This is a genomic window from Maridesulfovibrio pacificus (SeqCode), assembly GCF_048612815.1.
Taxonomy (GTDB): Bacteria; Desulfobacterota; Desulfovibrionia; order Desulfovibrionales; family Desulfovibrionaceae; genus Maridesulfovibrio; species Maridesulfovibrio pacificus.
The window spans coordinates 2,752,024-2,773,302 of the sequence record NZ_JBLZNE010000001.1; the positions used below are offsets into that span (position 1 = coordinate 2,752,024).

At 48.9% G+C, this 21,279-nt stretch carries 21 protein-coding genes; 8 read left to right on the plus strand and 13 right to left on the minus strand.

What is annotated here, in order from left to right; all coding sequences use genetic code 11:
* Positions 1 to 9 precede the first annotated feature (9 nt).
* From ACNI23_RS12790 to ACNI23_RS12825, 8 genes are read right to left on the minus strand one after another with little or no spacing between them, the layout of a single operon-like run.
* A complete protein-coding gene (locus ACNI23_RS12790) occupies positions 10 to 1,167 on the minus strand; it encodes an AAA family ATPase (protein ID WP_420249203.1) in 1,158 nt (385 codons plus the stop codon).
* A gap of 3 nt (positions 1,168 to 1,170) precedes the next feature.
* Positions 1,171 to 2,925: a TnsB C-terminal domain-containing protein gene (locus tag ACNI23_RS12795; RefSeq protein ID WP_420249204.1), complete on the minus strand. Its 1,755-nt coding sequence runs from the start codon at positions 2,923 to 2,925 to the stop codon at positions 1,171 to 1,173.
* Between the two features lie 3 nt (positions 2,926 to 2,928).
* Positions 2,929 to 4,098 (minus strand): hypothetical protein, encoded by a 1,170-nt coding sequence (locus ACNI23_RS12800; RefSeq protein WP_320174919.1) that lies wholly within the window; start codon positions 4,096 to 4,098, stop codon positions 2,929 to 2,931.
* A 3-nt stretch (positions 4,099 to 4,101) separates the two neighbouring features.
* Positions 4,102 to 4,422: a hypothetical protein gene (locus tag ACNI23_RS12805; protein WP_420249205.1), complete on the minus strand. Its 321-nt coding sequence runs from the start codon at positions 4,420 to 4,422 to the stop codon at positions 4,102 to 4,104.
* Between the two features lie 11 nt (positions 4,423 to 4,433).
* On the minus strand, positions 4,434 to 4,739 hold the full coding sequence (locus ACNI23_RS12810; protein WP_319778323.1) for an IclR family transcriptional regulator: 306 nt from the start codon (positions 4,737 to 4,739) through the stop codon (positions 4,434 to 4,436).
* Complete coding sequence (locus tag ACNI23_RS12815) at positions 4,727 to 5,194, minus strand: hypothetical protein (RefSeq protein ID WP_319778325.1); 468 nt, start codon at positions 5,192 to 5,194, stop codon at positions 4,727 to 4,729. Before ACNI23_RS12815 ends, ACNI23_RS12810 begins: the two co-directional genes overlap by 13 nt.
* Positions 5,173 to 5,622, minus strand: coding sequence for a hypothetical protein (locus ACNI23_RS12820; protein WP_319778326.1), 450 nt, complete (start codon positions 5,620 to 5,622; stop codon positions 5,173 to 5,175). The genes ACNI23_RS12815 and ACNI23_RS12820 overlap by 22 nt, the downstream gene beginning before the upstream one ends.
* Before the next feature lie 28 nt (positions 5,623 to 5,650).
* The gene (locus ACNI23_RS12825; protein ID WP_420249207.1) at positions 5,651 to 5,869 is read right to left on the minus strand and encodes a DNA-binding protein; all 219 of its coding nucleotides are present in this window, start codon (positions 5,867 to 5,869) and stop codon (positions 5,651 to 5,653) included.
* 125 nt (positions 5,870 to 5,994) lie between these two features.
* Between ACNI23_RS12825 and ACNI23_RS12830 the strand changes: the two genes are divergently transcribed.
* The 4 genes from ACNI23_RS12830 (at position 5,995) to ACNI23_RS12845 (ending at position 10,617) form a co-directional block, all read left to right on the plus strand.
* Positions 5,995 to 6,576 carry a helix-turn-helix domain-containing protein gene (locus ACNI23_RS12830; protein WP_420249208.1) on the plus strand — a complete coding sequence of 194 codons (582 nt, stop codon included), beginning with the start codon at positions 5,995 to 5,997 and terminating at the stop codon, positions 6,574 to 6,576.
* Between the two features lie 262 nt (positions 6,577 to 6,838).
* Positions 6,839 to 7,783 (plus strand): single stranded DNA-binding domain-containing protein, encoded by a 945-nt coding sequence (locus ACNI23_RS12835; protein ID WP_420249210.1) that lies wholly within the window; start codon positions 6,839 to 6,841, stop codon positions 7,781 to 7,783.
* A 281-nt stretch (positions 7,784 to 8,064) separates the two neighbouring features.
* Positions 8,065 to 10,107: an ATP-binding protein gene (locus ACNI23_RS12840; RefSeq protein ID WP_420249211.1), complete on the plus strand. Its 2,043-nt coding sequence runs from the start codon at positions 8,065 to 8,067 to the stop codon at positions 10,105 to 10,107.
* Complete coding sequence (locus ACNI23_RS12845) at positions 10,108 to 10,617, plus strand: hypothetical protein (RefSeq protein WP_420249213.1); 510 nt, start codon at positions 10,108 to 10,110, stop codon at positions 10,615 to 10,617.
* A 26-nt stretch (positions 10,618 to 10,643) separates the two neighbouring features.
* Here the strand turns inward: ACNI23_RS12845 and ACNI23_RS12850 are convergent, their stop codons facing one another.
* A complete protein-coding gene (locus ACNI23_RS12850; protein ID WP_420249214.1) occupies positions 10,644 to 11,060 on the minus strand; it encodes a secondary thiamine-phosphate synthase enzyme YjbQ in 417 nt (138 codons plus the stop codon).
* Positions 11,061 to 11,198: 138 nt separating this feature from the next.
* Here ACNI23_RS12850 and ACNI23_RS12855 point away from each other — a divergent pair, with 138 nt between their 5' ends.
* Positions 11,199 to 11,618, plus strand: coding sequence for a hypothetical protein (locus tag ACNI23_RS12855; RefSeq protein ID WP_420249216.1), 420 nt, complete (start codon positions 11,199 to 11,201; stop codon positions 11,616 to 11,618).
* Positions 11,619 to 11,661: 43 nt separating this feature from the next.
* Here ACNI23_RS12855 and ACNI23_RS12860 read toward each other — a convergent pair whose 3' ends face one another.
* Both ACNI23_RS12860 and ACNI23_RS12865 read right to left on the minus strand, forming a co-directional pair.
* On the minus strand, positions 11,662 to 13,818 hold the full coding sequence (locus ACNI23_RS12860) for a PAS domain S-box protein (protein WP_420249218.1): 2,157 nt from the start codon (positions 13,816 to 13,818) through the stop codon (positions 11,662 to 11,664).
* Positions 13,819 to 13,943: 125 nt separating this feature from the next.
* Positions 13,944 to 14,981: a DUF1786 domain-containing protein gene (locus tag ACNI23_RS12865; RefSeq protein WP_420249220.1), complete on the minus strand. Its 1,038-nt coding sequence runs from the start codon at positions 14,979 to 14,981 to the stop codon at positions 13,944 to 13,946.
* 57 nt (positions 14,982 to 15,038) lie between these two features.
* Between ACNI23_RS12865 and ACNI23_RS12870 the strand changes: the two genes are divergently transcribed.
* The gene (locus ACNI23_RS12870) at positions 15,039 to 15,905 is read left to right on the plus strand and encodes an esterase/lipase family protein (RefSeq protein WP_420249222.1); all 867 of its coding nucleotides are present in this window, start codon (positions 15,039 to 15,041) and stop codon (positions 15,903 to 15,905) included.
* A 47-nt stretch (positions 15,906 to 15,952) separates the two neighbouring features.
* Here the strand turns inward: ACNI23_RS12870 and ACNI23_RS12875 are convergent, their stop codons facing one another.
* Together ACNI23_RS12875 and ACNI23_RS12880 are read right to left on the minus strand one after the other, a co-directional pair.
* Positions 15,953 to 17,542 (minus strand): HEAT repeat domain-containing protein, encoded by a 1,590-nt coding sequence (locus tag ACNI23_RS12875; RefSeq protein WP_420249224.1) that lies wholly within the window; start codon positions 17,540 to 17,542, stop codon positions 15,953 to 15,955.
* A 36-nt stretch (positions 17,543 to 17,578) separates the two neighbouring features.
* Positions 17,579 to 18,037 (minus strand): chemotaxis protein CheX, encoded by a 459-nt coding sequence (locus tag ACNI23_RS12880; RefSeq protein ID WP_420249226.1) that lies wholly within the window; start codon positions 18,035 to 18,037, stop codon positions 17,579 to 17,581.
* Between the two features lie 227 nt (positions 18,038 to 18,264).
* Here ACNI23_RS12880 and ACNI23_RS12885 point away from each other — a divergent pair, with 227 nt between their 5' ends.
* Positions 18,265 to 19,506, plus strand: coding sequence for a NupC/NupG family nucleoside CNT transporter (locus ACNI23_RS12885; protein WP_420249227.1), 1,242 nt, complete (start codon positions 18,265 to 18,267; stop codon positions 19,504 to 19,506).
* 23 nt (positions 19,507 to 19,529) lie between these two features.
* Positions 19,530 to 21,278 (plus strand): chloride channel protein, encoded by a 1,749-nt coding sequence (locus ACNI23_RS12890; protein WP_420249229.1) that lies wholly within the window; start codon positions 19,530 to 19,532, stop codon positions 21,276 to 21,278.
* Position 21,279: the final 1 nt, after the last annotated feature.

A 21,279-nucleotide genomic window follows, 5' to 3' on the forward strand; every position in this document is an offset into this window, starting at 1 on the left:
AATGACTCCTTAGACCTGTTTAATGATTTCGGGGGTGATGCTGGGTGCGCCGATGTTCGCGGCCAAGTTTATGGCTGCGGTAAGCAGGTTGCCCACTGCCAGCGGATAGACCAGAGAGACAGATTCCTTTGACCCGGATCTGGGGGCAGGTCCGGTCAGCCGATCCCGCAAAGCTTCCATGGCCTCGGCCGTGATGATACTGGTGGCATCCTTGCCGATGCGGTCAAAACGGAACTTCACGTATTCGGGCAGGCTGCCGCTCATGTCGGGCAGTTCAATCATTTCGCAACGCTGGACCACTTCACGCACCTGCGGATTGGTTTCACTCAGCTTGTAGCGCAGCTCGGACTGGCCCAGCAGAATGATGGACATGAGCTTGCGGAAGCCGTCTTCCAGCTCCAAGAACCGCTTCAGGTGCTTAATTGTCGGGATAGGCAGCGCGTGGGCTTCCTCAATGATCAGACAATGCGCGTAACCGGCGCGGCTGCTTTCCCTGAGCGCAGTGTGCAACTGACGAAACCTTGCTTCAGGGCTGGATTTCAGCGGCGCGGTGGGATCAATGACTTCCATGATGGCTTCGGCAATGTGCAGGGACTTAAGGCTCTTGCCTTTCTTGTCGTTGTCTTCCATGGCCAGTACGTAAGGCTCAATGATGTGGATGTGCTTGCTTTCATTCCTGACTCGTTCATGCAGATCTTTGCGCAGCGTGGATTTGCCGGACCCGGATTCCCCGACCACTGCGATCAATCCGCCCTGACGGGCAGTGTGGTACATAGCCTCGCGTACATAGCGGATGTCGTTGGACAGAAACACGTCTTCCGGGCTGTTGACCTCGTCAAACGGGTTTCTGACCAGACCGAAATGCCGCTTGGCCTCCGGGAATAATCCCTGCTTTCTAAGAAGCATAACCTTTTCCTCCGTGGGTTCTTCCCCGGTCCCGTCTTCAGGACCGAAGAGGTTCATAAGTTCAAATTCTTCCGCGCCAGCCTTGCGCAGCTCGTCCAGAATGGCCTCTTTAATCTCGTTTTTATCCCTCCCTTTGGGCCATTTACCCCCCTTGATCAGGTGGCACATGGTGGTTGAGGAGTAGCCCAGCTTGCGGCCCATGCCACTCTGGGAAATCTTTTTGGCCTTCATCAGCTCCATTAACTGTTGATATTCGTACATTTGCTACTCCTGTCCGTTCACTACGCGCAGCGGGGCAATAACCTCGGCCTGTCTGGAAAAACGTTCCACAATGCTGTCCAGCTCGTCATGGGGAACGGCATTGCCGTAACGCTGTTCGAGCCATGCATATGCTTCGCCAGTCCACTGATCGCCCAGCTTGTTCTTCAGGATCATGGCGGCCTCTACCAGCTTGTAAGGGGCAACCTCGCGCCTGCTGGCATCAAGCCACAGATCACGACCTCGGCGGGGCATGTATTCGGGAGCGGGTTTGACATCGGCCATGGGATTGACGTTTTCCGGCGGGACGCAATGGTTGGCACCCGGCTTAACGTTGGTGCCGGACATTTCATCAAATTCATTGAGAATCTTCTCAGCCTTGGTTTCAGCGTGGGATTTGTATTCCTCACCGATAATGGCCCCGTTCTCCCAGAATCCGGCCTCGTCCTTCTTCACCGGCTCAACAGTCCAGACCGTTTCGTCACCTGTGAGGGGATCGGCAACGGTCACATCCACTGCCGGGGCGCGGTATGGATTGACCACAACCATGACCTGCATCTGCGGCATGATCCCACCTACCATGCGCAGGTCGTAATCATTGCGGCCATATCCCTTGATGGTGTGGGAAATGGAAAGATCAGCGGCAACTTTGGCTTTTTTGGGCTTGGTGGTGACCAGCTCCCGGCACAGCTCCAATGAAGGAGCAAGGCGCAATTGTTTTTCTGTAATGGTCAGCCACATGGCATTTCGGCTTTTCCCGGTGCGGCTGTGGATGGCGTTGGCATTGTAATGCTGCCGCCATTTGTCCGCCTCGGCTTGCAGCTCTGCAATGGAATTGATTTCCATGAAGCGTAGCCGGGCTTCAAATTGCGTTTCCACGATGCTGTTGGCGCACTCAACCTGCCCCTTGGAACGGGGACTTCCTGCCTGATGTGTTTCCCACCTGATCTGGAGACGGTCCAGCAGGTTGATGAACAAGTGTGCCATGTTCGCGCTGCCCTTATCCATATAGAGGAAGAACGGCAGCCCATGCATGGGATCATGCGGACCGCGCTTGATAACTGCATCCAGAAACACATCCACCAGCCCCTGTGCAGATTCACCTGCGGCCTGCACGTAACGCACATAGATGGTGCCGGAGTAATGATCTGTAATTACGTACCGCCAAACCCGCTCCCGTTCTGCTTTCTTGAGATTGCCGGGTTTGTTTTTGTAGTAATCCTTCTCTTCCATGACCTTCACTTTGCCCTTGGGCAGGTAAAAAAGGACACACAAGGAGGGGTCAACCTGCCAACAATGGTTCGGGTGCAAGCTTCTCATATGAATATGCGGGTTTCCGTTTTTAAGCTGATCAGGATGGCAGCTGTAAGCCCTCATGGTCCGGCTGAGGGTGGAAGCTGATGGCATGATAACTTCGCCTGTTTCAGGATTTACAAAACCTTGGCCGGATTCTGCCAATATGTCGCGCACGGTGCTGATTTGCAGACGTTTCTTACCGACTGCGCTAGCTCCCTTGGTAATCATATATGAAGCTTTCATGGCCGTTTCCTCATCCAAAAAACATTTGCCACGGTCGTTGCGCCTCTTGCGCCCAGACTCCCAGCCTATCTTGGACTTAAGTCTGCGGTAGACTGTCTGTTCCGAGCAGTTAAGCAACTTGGCCGCCTCTTGTACCAGCGGCTTGCGCTTACCATGCCCGACCTCGTCCAGCCTGTTTGCAAGGGTGCGCAATGCGTCTATTTCGCCCAGAGTCACAGTCATGGCCTACCAGCTCCCGTGTGCGTCGTTTGGTTCTTCGGTGTTTCCGGCTTCCAGATCGGCCTGCGCATTTCCGCGCATCCATTCCGGGTAGACCATTTCTGCAAAGTCAACAGGTATGGAGCAGTCCATCAGGAACTGGTTAATGGCTCCGCAGACCTGCCGGGTCTCAAAAACAGCGTGTTCTTTGGTGTGCGCGGAAATATCGCCGTCACCAAGAACTTCGGAGACAACCTGCATGAAGGGCTTGATTGCAGCCAGAATGGCAACGTGTTCTTTGTGCAGCCGTTCCACAGCCTTTTCTTCACGGGCCAGTTTGAGTTCCAGATCAGCATCCGGGGGCAGGCTCTTGAGCTTGAACAGCTCAGTTTCTGCCTTTTCAAGGCGGGTGGATTTGTCCTTGAGCAGCTTGTCACGGGCTTCAAGATCGGCTTTGAGTTCGTTTGATTCCTTCTTGGCTTCTTCACGCTCCTGCACATGCCGTTCAGTCATGTCTTGAAGGATGTCCAAGACTTCTTCTTTGTTCTCAGCAGCAATGGCTTCTTTGACTACTGCCTGTTCTCCTTCAGGCAGAGCATTTAAAGCGCGGTAGTCTTTGTTACGGAAGCCGATTCTTTCAGCACTTTCATAGAGTTCAGGACCGAGGCTATTGAAGTTCTTTGAAAGTTCCTGCATACGGCGATAGGACTTGCCCAATTTTTCTTTGCAAAATTCTTCGATATTCTGAAACGGTCGCAGGTTTCCGTTTTCGTCGCAGAAATGTAGATTTTTATAAGCCTTTGATTTTTTTACTTTTTGAAAAATTTGGATAGTCATAGAATCTGCGACGGTCGCAAAAAATGTTGTTGCTTCAAGTCGTCCGAGGTCCTTGAAAACCTCTTCAACATTGTCAATGGCCTGCGCAACCAGTGCATCTGTATTCTGAGTCTGCTTAAGTTCCATTCCGCGCTCTTCACTGATCTCCGGCACCAGAGGTGCTTCCATGGCTTCGGTAGTGTCTGCCAGATCAACAATGTCAGGATCAGCAGGGGCGTTGATGACTTTATTGGCCTTCGCATACTTCTCGCACAGACCGTCAGTTCTGGTGCATTTGCCGGTTACGCCAGGGATGGTGATTCCCTTGGTAGGATTGTTTTTGCCCTTGTGGTATTCACATGATGTGCATGGGTATTTCATGGGTTACTCCTGAATATTTACTGTTGTGATGGCTGCTTCACCTAGATTGCTGCCGCACTGAATAAGACCGGAAGCGGAAGGCTTGCCTTCCTTAATCCATCCAATAAAAGCTTCGACCTCTTCGCTGTTCTCCAAAACTTCATCAACTACATCCTGCATGATCTGGGTTACTTCGCCGGAAGCTTCCAGCAGAAGGAGCTGCATGGACGCAAAAAGATCTAATGCGACCGCAGGTGTATGCTCTTTATTCAGCTCCATAACGAAGTCGGAGTTGTAAATTTCAGTTCCGTCCTTAAGGGCGATTACCAATTTGAGATCACTCATGATTCACCTCGTTAGTTGTATGCTGCTGCTCCGGCAGCAACTCTCTGGTTAAGCTCCATGATCCGGTTCTGCGCCCGGTCCACTTCGTTGGCGTGTGCCTGTGCGATCTGGAGCATGGTGATGGAAAGGACAAAGCGCCCGGTTTCCAGTTTGGTGACCAGCCCTACATCCTGCAAAACAGCCAGGGCGCGGGTGATGTTGACGGGTGTTTCGTTCAGCCCCTGGGCCAGCTCTGAATTAGACAGCCCATTCAGGGAATGCCCCTTGAGAGCTACAAGGACATTCAGTGTGCGGTGGGCGGCGGTTACTTTAGACATTTCCAACTCCCATTGAACATTTCATTAAAAGAGGCTTCATCGCGGCGTACCAGTTCGATTTCCCTGTCTGAGTGGTCAGGCCAGTTCGGTTTCTTGGCGATCATCTTTTCGATCTCTTCGACCCGATCTAATTCCTTGCAGAACGCATCCAAACGTCTATCTAAATGGTGCTCAAAAACCCTATGGATATATGCGAGCTTGCCTGCGGAAACTTTCACTGCTTTGAGAAATGACACGCAATCATGAACGCTTACGGGATTCGCGTTTGCAGTTCCAAGTACAGCTTGGGAACAATCGTCCTGTTCTTTCTGAATGGACCGAAAAAGCCATTCAAATTCCTTCTGAATGTCGGCCACCATTTCAAAAAGATCGCCCCTGATTCTGCACTCGAATTCGTGGTTCCTGCCGCTCTGACGGCCACCCAACCTCAAAATCATTTTCCGATCTTGTCCCATAATTCCTTCTTCCTCTTAGTTCGCCGTTTATCTTCAGCCGCCATGATCCCAAGCTCGAAGTAGGCAACTTCTTCTGGGCCAAGCAGCTTGCAACCTGTTCCTTCCAGCGCAGCCTTGATCAGGCTGTAGTCTTCCGTTATCTCTGTGAGCGCAGCCACGAAGTGCAGCGGAATCGGACGGTCCTCTTTCCCCGGCGCAGCCCAGTTGTTGAGCTGGTGGATGGAAACCTGATGCCCTGTGAGCCTTGAAAGCTCTTCCGCAACCACGTCACGCGAAAGCCCACACTCTTTCAGCGCATGGCCCAAAGCCTCTTTGACAGCCTCAAACCTGCGCAGTGAGCCACTTTCAAGGCTTTGCGATGGGAGGCTGGACAAAGGCAGGGTTAATTGCACCATGCGGTTGTCTGATTTGCGATTTCTTTTAGACATTGCGGTGGTTGCTGCTGGCTGCTATAGATTAGGCATTGATGGCGGTTGCGAGGTCTTGGACGATCTCACCATCTTTAAGGCCAAGCCTGACTGCGATCTGGTGGGTCATTCCCCTTGTGGGGTTCCGCCTTTCGTTGATCACCTCATAAACAAGATTCGGGGGATAGCCGTTGGCTACGGCCCACCCGGAAATGGAGATGCCTTTTTTGCGGAATTCGTCCTTTACTTCTTTGGAGGTTCTAACCATTCGGTAACTCCTTTTTTTTAGCCGTGTTTGTGTGAACTGGTTTGAATGTGTTGTGTGTTTGTGTGAACTAGTTATGCACCATATTTGGAGCAACGTCAACCCAAATTTGGTGCAGTGGGATAGTTATGGAGTTTGAAAGATTAGGTGAAAGGATTTCATTTGTTCGTGGCAATATAAGTCAGGCAGAATTTGCCAAAGCATTGGGCGTTAGCAGAAACACCCTAATTCGTTACGAAAAAAATGAAACTGAACCGACAGCAGGGTTCATAATAAGCATAGCAACCAATTATGGAACAGATGTTAATTGGCTGTTGTTTGGCGAGTCTGCATCAGAATTGAACATCGGCAGTTCAGAAATGGGTATTTGCGCCAATTGTGAGAAGATGGAAAAACAGCTCTCAGAAGAAAGGGCCGAAAATCATCAACTGGTAAAAGAATTACGAGAGCAGACCAAAGAAATCATAGCGCAGGGAAAAGAAAACCGGACGTTGTCAGCAGAGAACCGAAAGCTGCGTGAAGAGAACGAAGACTATATAATCCAGATAAATATGCTTGAAGACGGGTACATGGATCATGATGATCGAATCATTCATAACTCCGTGCCCGAACCCACCAGACAGCCTAAAAGGGTTGATTTGAGTGGCGCATGCTGTCTCTTGCCCGAAGATGCCCGGAATAAAGATAAGTATGAGGAACGCCAAGAGTGACTATTAGAGAATGGCCCTCTCCCTGATACAGAGTATGTGCAGGATCAGGGTGCCATGTATAGCGATGTGTACAGGGATAAATATGCTGAACCCAGAGACTGGTGGGAAGACATGGCTGAAGAGTATAGCAGGGGTCAGGCATAGAGCGGTGAACTGGAGCCGGGTAGCTGCGGTTGGGAATATAGATTGGGGAATTTTTAGGTAAGAGAATTGGGTTAGAGTTGTATTGATTTGTATATGAGATTTCTAAAAAGGAGCTAGAATGGCCCAGATTCAGAATTTAGACCAGTTGCTTACATTCATGTGGGAAGTGTCCGAAGGCCGCGCAACAGTTGACGATGTGGAACTAATGCAGGGGTGTGCCACTATCCCGATCCGTATGCAGGGTGTGACGTGGGACAAACGGATTGACATCAGAAGTGCTCAATTTGTTTTGGACATGCAACGGGAGCTAAGAGACTTTTGTAAGCAATATCCGCACATTCTGGGTTCAGAGGCTCCATTGATCAAGGTTGCCATTCGTCAAGGTAGTGGTATATTAGATCCTGACTTTCTATCAGTGATCAAGGAGGCCCTTCCAAACATGAACGCCAAGACGGCAGCCGTTCTTATCACCCTCATTATTACTATGGGAGGGTACCAAGCGTGGGACAGATACCAAACCTCGCAGGATAACGCACGCGCTAATGAAGTCTCGGTTGTTGCGATTCAGTCCATGAAGGAAGTGGCCATGAAGCAGGGATTTGACCCTGTAAAATATGAAGCACCGTTCAGAAAATTGGCTTCTTCCTTGAAGGAAGGAGATAAAATTTCGGTAGCCGGTGGGGTTGAATTGCCAGCTACTGAGGCCAAGAAATTTGTAAGACTCAAGCCTGTAAAGACTTTGGAAATCACATCTCCCTGCGATGGTGTCTATCAACTGACAAAGATAGACCTTACCAAGCCCACCCCTGTTCTTGAGCTTTCTCAGGGCGATTTTCATATCAAGGCATTCTTGGAGCACCTGAGCGATGAAGCCAGGCAGGCATTTTTGAAATCTATTGAAGAAAGGATTGAGAGCAAGCAGGTTCCGTTGAATCTCACAATACAGCTCGATGTCAGATACACAGATAAGAAAGTAAAGTCTGGAAGTATTGTTGGTGTTGGCGCAGCACGCGAAGGGTTGACGCACAAAACACTGGCAGATCTTCCATCTAACAAAAAATAGTAACCGGCGATTCTGGAAGAAGGAAAGCTGGTATTTTTTTTAGGGGCCGTCATGGTGATTCAGGCAAGCCCCGGAGAGCACAAAAAAGACCTGGAAAAGAGTCTTTGAACTGTTTCATATAGTGAAACACTATTTCAAAAAACTTTCCCAGGTCTTCCCGTGTCTTCCCGGTTAATCCCGAATTATCTCATCATTCCCCTTAATTTATATCACCAGTCTTCACCCGCAACATAAAAATTAACCGGACTCCCCCTCCTCTGGTCATCACCGAACTGACAATCATGGGAGCACCGGCAAATCTGAAAAATAACATTACTGAATCCAGTCAGGTAACCATGACATGGAAAGACGCAATGTTCAGCTTTCATTTCGCAGCCCTCGATTATCAAAACCCAAAACTGAACAAGTACCAGTATAAGCTCGAAGGCTTCAATGATGAATGGATAGATTCCCCAGACGCCACGGCCACATTCACCAACTTCGACCAGGGTAACTATGTATTCAGAATCCGGGGTTCAAACAGTGACGGAATATGGAATGAGGATGGAGCCAGCTTAAAGCTGACCATTATTCCCCCGTTCTGGAAAACCTTCTGGTTTAAAGGTATTTTGGGAATTTTGGCCATTATCATGTTTTTCCTGTTTGTACACATACGCACCCGGTCCGTGGAAAAGCAGAAAGAGACTCTGGCTAAAGAAGTTGAGAACAGAACGGCTGATCTCAATCAGGAAATTGAGGAGCACAAAAAGACAGAGAAAAGACTCGAGCAGGCTATCCTGAGAACAGAAGAGGCAAACGAAGCCAAGAGCGCTTTCCTTGCCAGCATGAGTCATGAGATACGCACTCCTCTTAACTCCATTCTGGGGGTTGCCGATCTGCTCAAGAATACCGACCTTTCTGACGAACAGGGCGAATACGTTAATATATTCGAATCATCAGGGGAAATTCTTCTCACAATCATCAATGATATTCTTGATTTTTCCAAAATTGAAGCAAATCACGTTAAGCTGGAAAATATCCCAGTTGACCTGCTGCAAGAGACTGAATCTCTCATGCAACTTCAGGCCACTGCAGCCTCTTCACGCCATGTGGAACTGGTCATGCGCTACAAGCCGGACGTACCGGAAATCGTCCTTGGTGATTCCACCAGGATCCGTCAAATATTGCTCAATATCCTTGCCAATGCAGTTAAATTTACCAGCAGCGGCGAAGTTTCCATTGTTGTTTCCCGGTCCCCGGAAAGCAGTTCCACGGACAATATCACTTTCACGATTTCTGATACCGGAATCGGGATTGCCCCGGAAAAACTCGACTCCATTTTTGAGCCTTTTTCACAGGCAGATTCCTCAACCACCCGCAAGTACGGAGGGTCCGGTCTCGGACTTTCCATCAGCCGAAAACTGGCCGAACTGATGGGGGGAACGATTACCGCCAGCAGTACTCCCGGAAAAGGCAGTACCTTCATGGTCACCCTGCCCCTGCCCAGAGCACCGCAGGCCATCTCTGCTGCGGAACCGCACCTTGGGTATTCGGAAATTCTGGTTGCGATCCGCAACTCTGAAACCCTTGCATCAGTCTGTGAAACCATTAATTATTTTAATGGGACCGCAACCCCCTGCTCTACGATAGAAAGCCTTAAAATCCTGCTTTCATCCCCGCAGGACGACAAATACAAACTACTGGTTTATGACCTTTCCTTAAAAGACGCCGGAGGACTGAACTTACTCCGTTCATTGCAGGAAGGGGGAATAAAACTTCCACCGGTACTGATGCTCCAGCAGGGAGCATGTTTTGACAAAAAACAACTTCAACAAGGCATAGAAGGACGCGGTCAACCGCTTCCCACTTCACGCAGACAGCTTCTGCATAACATGATGGAACTGCTGGAACTTTCCAGTGAGCATGAAAAAACCACCGCTACTCCAAAATTCCGAGAGCTGCCGCCTATAAAGATCTTGCTTACTGAAGACAATATTCCCAACCGGGACCTGATCCGCCATTTTCTAAAGGACACTGACATAACTCTGGCCATGGCGGCAGACGGAGCGCAGGGCCTTAAGCTGGCAACCAATGATCATTTTGATATAATCCTGCTGGATATGGAAATGCCGATCATGGATGGCCCTGAATTTCTAGTTAAATTCAGGAACTATGAAAAAGAAAACAACCTTCCGGCAACCGGAGTAATAGCGCTGACCGCACACGTTTCGGCTGAATATCGGGATAAATGCATCTCCGCCGGGGCAGACGAATTCCTGTCCAAGCCCATAAAGAGAGATACTTTACTGCAAACAATATTGAATATTCACAACAGAACAAAATAAATGGAAAAACTTACCGTCAAACAGACAAAATGGATTCGCGCCCTGCATATGCTTAGTGCCTGTCTCTGGGGCGGGGGCGCACTTTCACTGGTCCTGTTGCACTGCCTGTTTGTTCCATCTTCAGGTGAAGCCCTTTACGGGCGGGATATATGCTTGAAACTGGTGGATCAATACGTAGTCACAGCAGGAGCACTGGGCTGCCTGCTTACCGGATTCATATTTGCGTGGAAAAGTTCCTGGGGATTTTTCAGATTCAAGTGGATTATCACTAAATGGGTCATCAATATCAGCTTGATCATCTTCGGATTCACCTGTTTCATGCCCTGGCTGGATCGCATGAGCGAACTTTCCGGCAATACCGGAGCACTGGCCCTGCAAACGCCGGAATACCTGCGCAGCCAATTACTGAATGAAATATCAGCATTCGCTGTATTCGGCTGTCTGCTTTTTCTGGTCTGGGTCTCGGTGTTCAAGCCGTGGGGTAAAACTTCCTTTGGCACGCAAAAATAAATCCGGGGCTTCCCCGGATTTATTTATTACTCACCTATAATCTTTACCAAAACTCGTTTACGCCGTCCGCCGTCAAATTCCCCGTAAAAAATCTGTTCCCAAGTTCCGAAATCGAGCTGCCCTTCGGTAATAGCGACCACTACTTCACGGCCCATGACCTGTCGCTTCATGTGCGCATCGGCATTGTCTTCATAGCCGTTATGACGGTATTGGCTGACCGGTTCATGGGGAGCCAGCTTTTCAAGCCAGACCTCATAATCATGATGCAACCCTGACTCATCATCGTTGATGAACACACTGGCTGTAATATGCATGGCGTTGACCAGACATAACCCTTCCTTTATCCCTGATTCAGCGAGACATTTCTCCACTTCCGGCGTGATGTTGATAAACGCCCTCCTGCCCGGAACCTCAAACCACAATTCCTTCCTGAAAGATTTCATCTATTGAAGCCTCCGTATCAACTTGACATCTGCATGCTGCAAATGATTGATTCTTTTTTTGCTCTGCAACTACTGCAGGGCTATCTTCGTCACAAATGAACAGCCTAAAAGCTACATAATATTTCAGGGAGAAACAACATGGACAAAGGTTACGCTGAAACTATCGCCTCCGACATTATGCAGATGCTCGAATCAGCCAAGGGCAGCGATCTGGACCTCAACGGCGGATTCCAGAATGACGCTTTCACAGCCGAGAACTTCTCCTTCGGATACCTGTTCTACCCCCGTGAAATGCTCCTCGCTATCCCCCAGCTTCCACAGGCGGTCAGAAAAAAAATAAAAAAATCAAATATTCTCGGCACCGTTGATCTTGAAGGCAGAAAGATAGGTATCCACCTCATCTGCTCTTTGAATAAAGGCTTTGATGAAGTCGAAACCGCAGAAGACATCATTGCCGGGATCAACAAAAAAGAACTTATGGACTTCAAGGAACAGATCGCCGGGATTCTGCACAAGGACCTTGTAGGCAATATTGAAGATAAAACGACTGAACAATAATAAAAAAACCGCCATATTCCTGAGGAGTATGGCGGTTTTTTCATTACTTCTTACGTGGAACCAGCTTGCCGATGATCTGAACCAATTCATCGATGTTGACCGGTTTTGATGAATAGGCATCCATGCCATTACTGAGAAATTTTTCCCGGTCTCCTTCCATGGCATAGGCAGTCAGGGCGATAATTGGAATCTCGTTCCCTTGTTCCCTGATTTTCTTGGTCGCCTCAAGTCCATCCATTTCAGGCATCTGCACATCCATAAGAATCACATCAAAAGGACCGCTATTATCCAGCAGGTCCAGGGCTTCAAGGCCGTTTTCAGCGGTTTCCACTTCAAAGCCTTGGTCGGTCAGAAAATGGGCAATGTAAAGCTGGTTGGTAGCATTATCTTCGGCCAGCAGAATTCGTGCGGCCAATCCCTTATCATTCTTGCTATCATCAAGGAATGTTGCATCTGTTTCGATACATTCACCAACACTGGCCTTGAGCCTGACAGTAAATTTAAACTCCGACCCCCAGCCCTCCCTGCTACTGAAGGTTATATGCCCGCCCATCATTTCCACCAACTGACGGGAAATTGCCAGTCCCAATCCACTTCCGGGATGACGCTTTGAATATCCGGCATTAAGCTGAACAAAACTTTCAAATAATTTCTCGCATTTATCTTCAGAAATACCTATTCCGGTATCCTTGACCCGAAATTCAAGAACCGCTCCCTCTTCAAAGCTTCCCACATGGTTCACTGAAATTTCCACATATCCTTTTTCAGTAAACTTGATGGCATTACCGACAAGATTGATTATAATCTGCCCCAAGCGATACTCATCACCGTGGTAGCAGCGGGAGACATCATCGCTGACATTTGCCTGCAATTCGATACCTTTTTCCTCAGCCTGCACCTTAAGCACGGAAAGCTGCTTTTCCAGCATGTCATAAAGATTGAAATCTTCAGGCCGAAGTTCCATCTTACGTGCTTCGATTTTGGAGATATCGAGAATATCATTAATGATATGTAACAAAGACTCCGCAGCTTTTTTTACTGTCACAAGATAGCCCTGCTGTTCTCCGGTAAGATTAGTATTCAGGGTCATCTCGCTCATACCGATAATTGCGCTGATCGGGGTACGGATTTCATGGCTCATGTTGGCGAGAAATTCACTCTTGGCACGGCTGGCTTCTTCAGCTGCGTCGCGGGCCTCACAAAGCTCCACCTCACTGCGCTTGCGCTCGGTAATATCCTGACCTACCGCAAGCACGCCCAGAGCACCGCCCTTGGCATCCAGCAACCGTGAAAGGGACCATTGGATCATCCGCTCCTCGCCGCCTCTGGCGACCACATAGCTTTCCAGCAAACGCAGGGGATTACCGGAAAGGACCGTGGCAAACTGGCGGTTATGATCCGGCCAGAGCCTTTCGGGGACAAAAAGTTCGTAATAATCACGCCCAAGAACCTCATGACGGGTTCTACCGAAAAGTTGCTCAGCCATGCGGTTGAACTCAAGAATCTTCTTGTCAGGAGAAAGTAGTATGATCACGCTTTCAGCGGTCTTGACCAATGAGCGAAAACGGTATGCACTTTCCTTGAGAGCTTCTTCCACCTTCTTTCTGGTGGTAATATCCTCAACAGAAGCGACAACCTTCTTGATGCTGCCGTCGTCTGAAATAATCGGCGAAGCGTTGATGGAAAGGAGGACCTTGCGGCCGTCCAGCCAGTGAATGGCGTGGCGGATATCGAGAACGGCGTTGCGGATTTTCATTACCCGACTGAAGGCCAGCCTTTCCTCGGGAAAGGGAGATCCGTCATGGGCAGTAATTTTCCAGATGGGATCATTATGCTGTTTGCCGATAATCTCTTCCCGGGCCACACCGTGCACCCGCGCTGCCTGATCATTGGCAAAAATAATCTTACCGTCATTGTCCATGACCAGAATGCCCATAGGACTGGTTTCCATAATACTGCCCATGAGATCACGCTCACGCTGCAGTTCGATCTCAACCTTCTTTCTCTTGTCTATGTTCAGGTACAGAAAGCCGATAAAAACAAGCAGAACTGTAATAATGATGGCCGCACCAAGGATAAGAATCCTATCAAGATTACCGGCCCCAAGCTCGGTAAGAGTAGCGGACAGCCATCTTTCGGCAAAAATATCCGTACATCCGGGCAGGAACAGCAATGTGGCAAATAATAATGTGCGCAGCATAATTCCGAATCTGTTGTTTCCGTTTATGAATCTAGATGAACCGGATCATCATAAGTAGTGAATCTATCTCATACACCATTATCGTCATTACCAGTACAGAGCAAGACTAGAAGTAACTTTATTAACTACAATATCCCCTTCATGACCAATCCCTTAATCAAACCAAAACATCCGGCCAGCATCATATCCCCACCGGGAGACGGGAACTCAACAGGATAACCGTTCAAAAGGGCACGCCGGGGGCCAAGCACGTAAGTGGGAGCAAATCCCTGCGCTTCTTCAGGTAATTCAAGGGTCAAGCAACCATGCCCCCAGTCATCAAACACATCCTGAAAACTGATATTACCCTGCCGGAACCGCTGGGAATCATCCCATAATTTTTCCGGAGTCATGTTTCCGGTATGATGTTCATAAACACCGTAAACAGCTCCCTTATAGAGCAGAAATGAAACAGTATGGCTGTTGCCTACATTAATCAGACAGACACCCTGACTGTGGCTGTGTTCCATTATTTCATCAACAAAAAGGGCTCCGAGCACCGCCGCAGCACCGGTATCACTGACAGCCCCGCCACCGATGCTATCCTGCAATTCAGCCATACGTGTAAATTCCTCAGGCACGGTTTCAAAAACCAGACTATCCGGGCGCCCATCATTCTCCAGCAGCAAATGCTTCCAAAGATTAAAACGGCCTATACGGTTGCTTTTACCGGGATGGTAACCGTGATCCTGTACCGATGCAGTTACATAATCAGGATACTCCAGACCTGCTGCCTTAAAAAAATTCTTCCACCATGCAGCATCAAAGTCAGCAAGAGGAACTTCCGCACATCCTTCCGGTCTTTCATCGGCAAGAATGATCCCGTTACTCTCCAACCGGGAAAGATCATCACCAAGGGCCAGAGCCGCCCGGGGATGCGCATAGACTTTATACCCGGCCTCCATATGAGGATAGACGGACCTTCCGAAACCGCCTCCCATATTCCGGCCCGAAAGATAAATATCGCGTCCCTGTCCGGTCAATTCCTTAATCCGTTCCCCCACCACCCGGGCCGGGGAAGGCAGTACGAACTTGAAACAGTTTTCAATCTCCACACCTTTAATGTAATAAAGGACATCCTGAGTTCCGCTGCCGATATCCAGACTTAAAACAGTATTCTTCACTCCAGATCTCCATTTTTAACAGTAAAGATTGATAATTATGTTGCAGGCGGAAACATTTTGCGTCAATTGAAAACAGAATATGTTAACCGCAACCCCACATCGACCATGATGATAATTTTATTTTTCACCGCCCTGCTGATCCTGCTGCCACTGCCGCTTATCATTTTTGCCGCCCTTTGCAACAGAACGGAAATGCGCAATAGGGGCACAGGACAGATGATCAAGGATATTGCCCGGGCAACTGTTTCAGCAGGTATAAGCTTGATCATAGCCATCTGCACCCGCCCCCTCACCTTTCTCAGCAATCTGCCGCTGATTAGAAAAAACGGGGATGAAACGCCCATTCTTATGACCCACGGGCTGTACCATAACAAGGTTGCATGGCTGGTAATGCGTTACCGTTTGAATTTTGCCGGATTCTCCAACCAGCACACATGGCAATACAACAGCTTTACTACATCCTATCCGGAACTCGTGCTGGAACTACGGGATATAATTTCAAAATTACACTTGGAATCGGGCAAAAAGATCATCCTCACCGGACACAGTCTCGGCGGGCTGCTTTCTTGCGGAGCAGCTCAGGACTCCGAGATTGAAAAGATGTGCGCAGGAATCATCACCCTTGGAACCCCCTACCGCGGCAGCAGTCTGGCAAGCATTGCACTAGGAAGGCTGGGACGCAGTCTGCACCCGAAAAGCAGTCTCTTTAAAGGAAAGAACAAAATCGGCTATCCCCGGAATATATCCAAAACAGCTATCATCTCTCCCACCGATGAAATGGTTCAGCCGTGGGCCAACCTTGAACCGACCTCAGAAGAATGGGATATCAAACGCACCCACGCAATGGGACACGTAGCCATGCTTTACAGCAGACAGGTAGGCAAAATGGTGGTTGAAGCAATCCGCAAAATACAAAATCAATAAAAAAAGGGAGAACCGTAACAGTTCCCCCTTTGCTGTGATCTATTTTTTTAAGAAACGTATTCAGCAATCTTGGCTTTGAGCTGATCAGCAGTGAACGGTTTGGTAATAAAATCGTTCACCCCGGTCTTTCGGGCCAGTTCCTGCTGGGAATACTCAGATTCGGTAGTAACCATGATTACTGGGATATCTGCATAACCGTTGGTCTGACGGAGCTTAGAGACAAATTCCATTCCATCCATAACCGGCATGTTCATATCAGTGATAATCACATCAAACTCTTCACTGAGTTCAATGTGTGAGTATGCATCCTGACCGTTTTCAGCCACAGTGGGCTCATACCCGCCACTGGTAAGAATGCTTCGATAAAGCGCAAGCATGGATTTGGAGTCATCCACAGCCAGAGCCCTCTTGCCGCCGGCAACAACAGCTTCGGGTAACCTAGCCATATCCGCTTCTGCTTCTGCACCGCCTATCTCGGACAGCTTGGCCCGGAAAGCTTCATGAACTTCAGCATCCTTGGAAGCTGCCACAGCATTCATCAGAAAACGGCCTATCTTGCCTTCAGCATACAGAGCCTGAAATACATTCACTGCTTTAGCGGTAACAATGGCTCGCAGAATCTTTCCGGCCTTGCTGCCGCCCTGACCTACGATCTCCACCAGCTTTTTGGTCACACCGGGATTAACCAGTCCGTCAAGGCCGGTCATAACCGCCACGGTAATGAGTTCGTCGTCATCTTCGAGACCGTCGATAAGGCTGATCACACCCTTCATGGTACCGATTCTGCCAATGGCTTCATAAATGGCGTACTTCACACTTGAGTCGGTGGAGTACTGCTTCTCAATGGCATCCATCAGCCCGTCAAGAGCTTCCTTATCCCCGATGAAACCAAGCACGTTGGCAGCGAGGATCATGTCATCTTTGGCAGTATCCGGGCTGATAATCTTATTCAGATACGGTACCGCCCTCCTGCCCATAACAGTCAGGGAATCGGTCACTACACGTCGTACGGTGGGATTACGGTGGTGCAGGTTGGAGACGATAAAATCAAGGGCTTCGTCCGTACCTATGGCGGCTAGGCATTCAACTGCCTTCCATGTAGTCAGGTCACAGACTTCGTAGCGATCGTCCTCATTGTTGCGCTCAACAAATCCCTTGAGTGCGGGGATGGACTGATCATCCTTGAGTTCAGCAAGCATCTCTATGGACATAACCACGATCAGGTCATCGTCGTTATTGATATTGGAACGGAAAAGCTCAAGAGACTCAGGACCACCAATCTTTGAAAGCGAGGTCAGGACCTCAAACAAAAAGTCTGGATCAGCAGTCTCTTCGGCCAGCTGCATAAGAACAGGAACAGCACTCTTGAACTGGAATTCTCCGGAAACCCTGATGCACAGGATACGCAACTTGCCTTCTTCCTTGCCCAGGAGTTCAACCGTTTTTTGCTCATCTGCGGAAAGAACACCATTCAAGGCGGTTACAACCATATAGTCAACAGAAGTATCTTCAAGCGGATTCTGAAAAAGATCCAGCAGAGCTTCCAGCTCCACCGGATCTTTTGAAGTGGCAACTTCATTGAGAATGCTGATCTTATCCAAGAAAGATTTTTCTCTGAAACCGATTAACATAGACATATTGTAATCTCTCTTTTTTACAGTGGAACTTTGTTTTTATTCAAAACAGAATTCAATGGTAAATTCCCCGGCATCGGTAGTGAAGGGGATAGCCATAATGGGAGTATTGGCAATGTGGGTAATGGTATGGTTATCTCCCATAATTACCGAAGGTGTGGCCCCGGAAAAACTGAGGCCCTGTTCAGCAAGTCCAGCCCTGGCCTGACCGGACACCATATTGGTAATCTCACCAACAGCATCCTGAACATCCTGAACGATATCCTGAACATCGTCGCCAAGCATATTCTTAACAATGGTTACCGCACAATTCTTTGAGAAAGATATTGATATTGTACCATTCATATCACCGGCAATACCAACCAACCCCGTAACATCACCTACAGCGGTCTTGGTCTTTTTTACATAAGGCTTTCCCGGCTTCGGAGTGATCATCGCCATCATTGACAGCACATCCACTGCAGCCTTGATAAACGGCTTAGCAAGTTCAACATTCATATAGACATTCCCTACATCAGAAGTTTTCTCCAAGAGCAGGATCACCTTCAGTTCACGGTCTTTTCCTACTTAGAACACAATTTGAAAGATACTAACTTCAAAAACAGAAAGGTTCAAGAGACATGATTAAAATCCAGTGACAAAATCCATCACCATTGCAGCCCGGCCTAGGATAATGTAATCCACATTAATATTTCAAATACTCTGCTTACAAAGGATAATAAAAAATGATTCAAAGCGTGGTAGGACTGTTCGGTTTGGTATTTATCGCATGGCTGTTCAGTGAAAACAAAAAGGAACTCCGTCTGAAAAACATTATTATCGGGATTGCTCTTCAATTTACTGTAGCGACGCTCATGTTGAAAGTACCTTTTTTCAGTGACCTGATCATGTATTTGAACCATGCTGTAGATGCTTTGCAGCAGGCTACACAAGCCGGAACAAGCTTTATCTTCGGTTACCTTGGCGGAGGGCAGCTTCCCTTTGCTGAAACATCTCCGGGAGCAAGCTGGACTCTTGCTTTCCGGGCCCTGCCGCTGATTCTCGTGGTCAGCGCACTTTCCGCCCTGCTCTTCTACTGGAGGATCATTCCGGTAGTGGTAAAGGGATTTTCCATAGCACTGCAAAAAACAATGGACATAGGTGGAGCATTGGGACTTGGTGTTGCTTCCAATATTTTTGTAGGCATGGTCGAAGCACCGATCATCATCGCCCCATATATCAACAAGATGAGCCGCAGCGAACTCATGACCCTCATGATCAGCGGTATGGCAACAATATCCGGCACAGTGCTTGTTCTTTACGCCTCTATTTTGAATCCGGTCCTTCCCGGTGCCATAGGACATATCCTGACCGCCTCTATTATCAGTGCCCCGGCGGCTATCCTCATTTCCCGGATAATGGTCCCTGAGCAAAAAGACCATCAGGGCGAAGACGGCCTTAAAATAAAAAGTACTGCTTCCAGCTCCATGGATGCAGTAGTCAAAGGCACTTCCGACGGAGTATCCCTGCTTATCAATGTTGTGGCTATGCTTCTCGTGCTCGTTGCTCTGGTTGCGCTGACCAATCAGATTCTAGCCTTTCTGCCTGACTTTCAAAACGAACCGCTGACCCTGCAACGCATCCTCGGTATCATCATGTGGCCTGTGGTCTGGCTGATGGGTATCCCGGCAAACGAAGCTTACACTGCCTCCTCGCTCATGGGGACCAAAACCATCCTCAACGAGTTCCTCGCCTACCTGCAACTTGCCGGACTTCCAGCCGGGACCCTGTCCCCGCGTTCAACCATTATCATGACCTATGCCATGTGCGGATTTGCTAACCTCGGCAGCCTCGGAATTCTTATCGGCGGGCTTGTATCTATCTCCCCATCACGTAAAGACGAGATAGTAGCCCTGGGTACAAAATCAGTAATAGGAGGAACTTTGGCTACCTGCATGACCGGAGCTGTGGTAGGACTACTCTATTAAGTCCCAAAAGGAATCAGGCAGCCATGATCAAATCAGGTAACAACATCAGCCCGGCGGAACTGAAACACTTCCTGCATAAACGGGCCCCTTCGCGCAATGCAAAACTCATTTTTGCCGCAACCGTAATAGGGTGTTGCTCTGCATTGGCTGCCGTGGTTTTGAACAGGGCACTTGATTATCTCAGCACGCTGCGCATGACCAATTCCCAGCACTGGTGGATGTTCATGCTGCCCGCAGTGGGCGCTACTCTTGCTGTTATCCTGAGTAAAAATATATTCAAGGAATCAGGCGGGCACGGTGTAGGAGAAGTCATCGCAAAAGTGGGCTTAAAACAGGGCATCCTTCGCCCCATATCAATCATCAGCTCGCTTTTGACCAGCTTACTGACCATTGCCAGCGGCGGCTCAGCAGGACCGGAAGCACCGGTCGTAGTCAGTGGTTCCGCCATGGGTTCGAACCTGTCCCGGATATTTAAAATGAGTGGACAATCGCGCATGACCCTCATCGGATGCGGTGCAGCAGGGTCCATTTCAGCAATCTTCAATGCCCCCGTCACCGGGATGATCTTCGCCGTAGAAATCATCCTCGGAGAATGGACTCCCTACCATCTAATTCCCATTGCAATATCCTCAGTTGTCGCCACTCAGACATCAAGACTGCTTGAAGGCAACGTTATCCCTTTCAATGATCAATTCCCGCCCATGGGAATTACCGATCTGGGAACTTCCATCCTGCTGGCGGTACTGACCGCACTGGTTTCAGTGCTCTTTGTCCGCTTGATCCGGCAGGTAGGTTCCGCCTGTTCCTCTTTGACCAATAAACCGTGGATCAAAGCTGCCTGCGGCGGTCTGGCCGTGGGGATAATCGGTATATTCTTTCCGCTGGCACTCGGCGAAGGATACACCTCCATCAAAATGGCCATTCACGGGACCCTGCCTGACGGCATAGCGCTTATCGCTTTTATGGGAATGCTCAGGATAGTCACGACATCACTGACTCTGGGGAGTGGAGGATTAGGGGGAATATTTGCGCCCTGCCTTGTAATTGGATCTCTCTTCGGCGCATTCTATTACCGGGTAATCTCCCAGATAATTCCCCAGAACATACTAACCGGCGAAGGATCATACGCCCTGCTGGGTATGGCCGGAGTCGTCAGCGGAGTGATGCAGGCTCCCCTGACCAGTGTTTTTCTGGTGCTGGAAATCACCCACGGATATCAGGCGGTGATGCACATCATGATCGTCACTTTCCTTTCATCCATGCTCACTCACTCTTTTGAACCATCGTCTTTTTATTTTCGGGATCTGGTGGAGAAAGGACAACTTCTGCGCCCTAAAACGGATGAAAAAATATTGGCGGATATAGATACCGATCAGCTCGTTCACGATAAACTGACCTATGCCTGCCCGCAAATGACGGTGAGCGAATTCCTGAAAGTATTAACCAGCACCAGTCAAACCCACATCCCCATTATAAATAGCGAAACTCAGGAATTCATCGGCATGGTGGACGTTGTTTCAGCGCGATCATCAATTCTGGACCCCGATCAGCAACAAAGTAATATCGGTGAGGTAGCCATAGACAGAAATGCTCCCATCATAGAACAGGGTATGGGAGCGGCAGAAATTCTTGAAATAATGAACCGCAGTGGCAAGCGCACCCTTCCGGTAATGAAAAACGGCAGCTTTAGCGGCTTTATCAGCAAAGAAGACATCCTCTCAGCATACCGTGGTGAGATGAAATCTTACGGTAAAAGCGACAATCTTTTCTAAG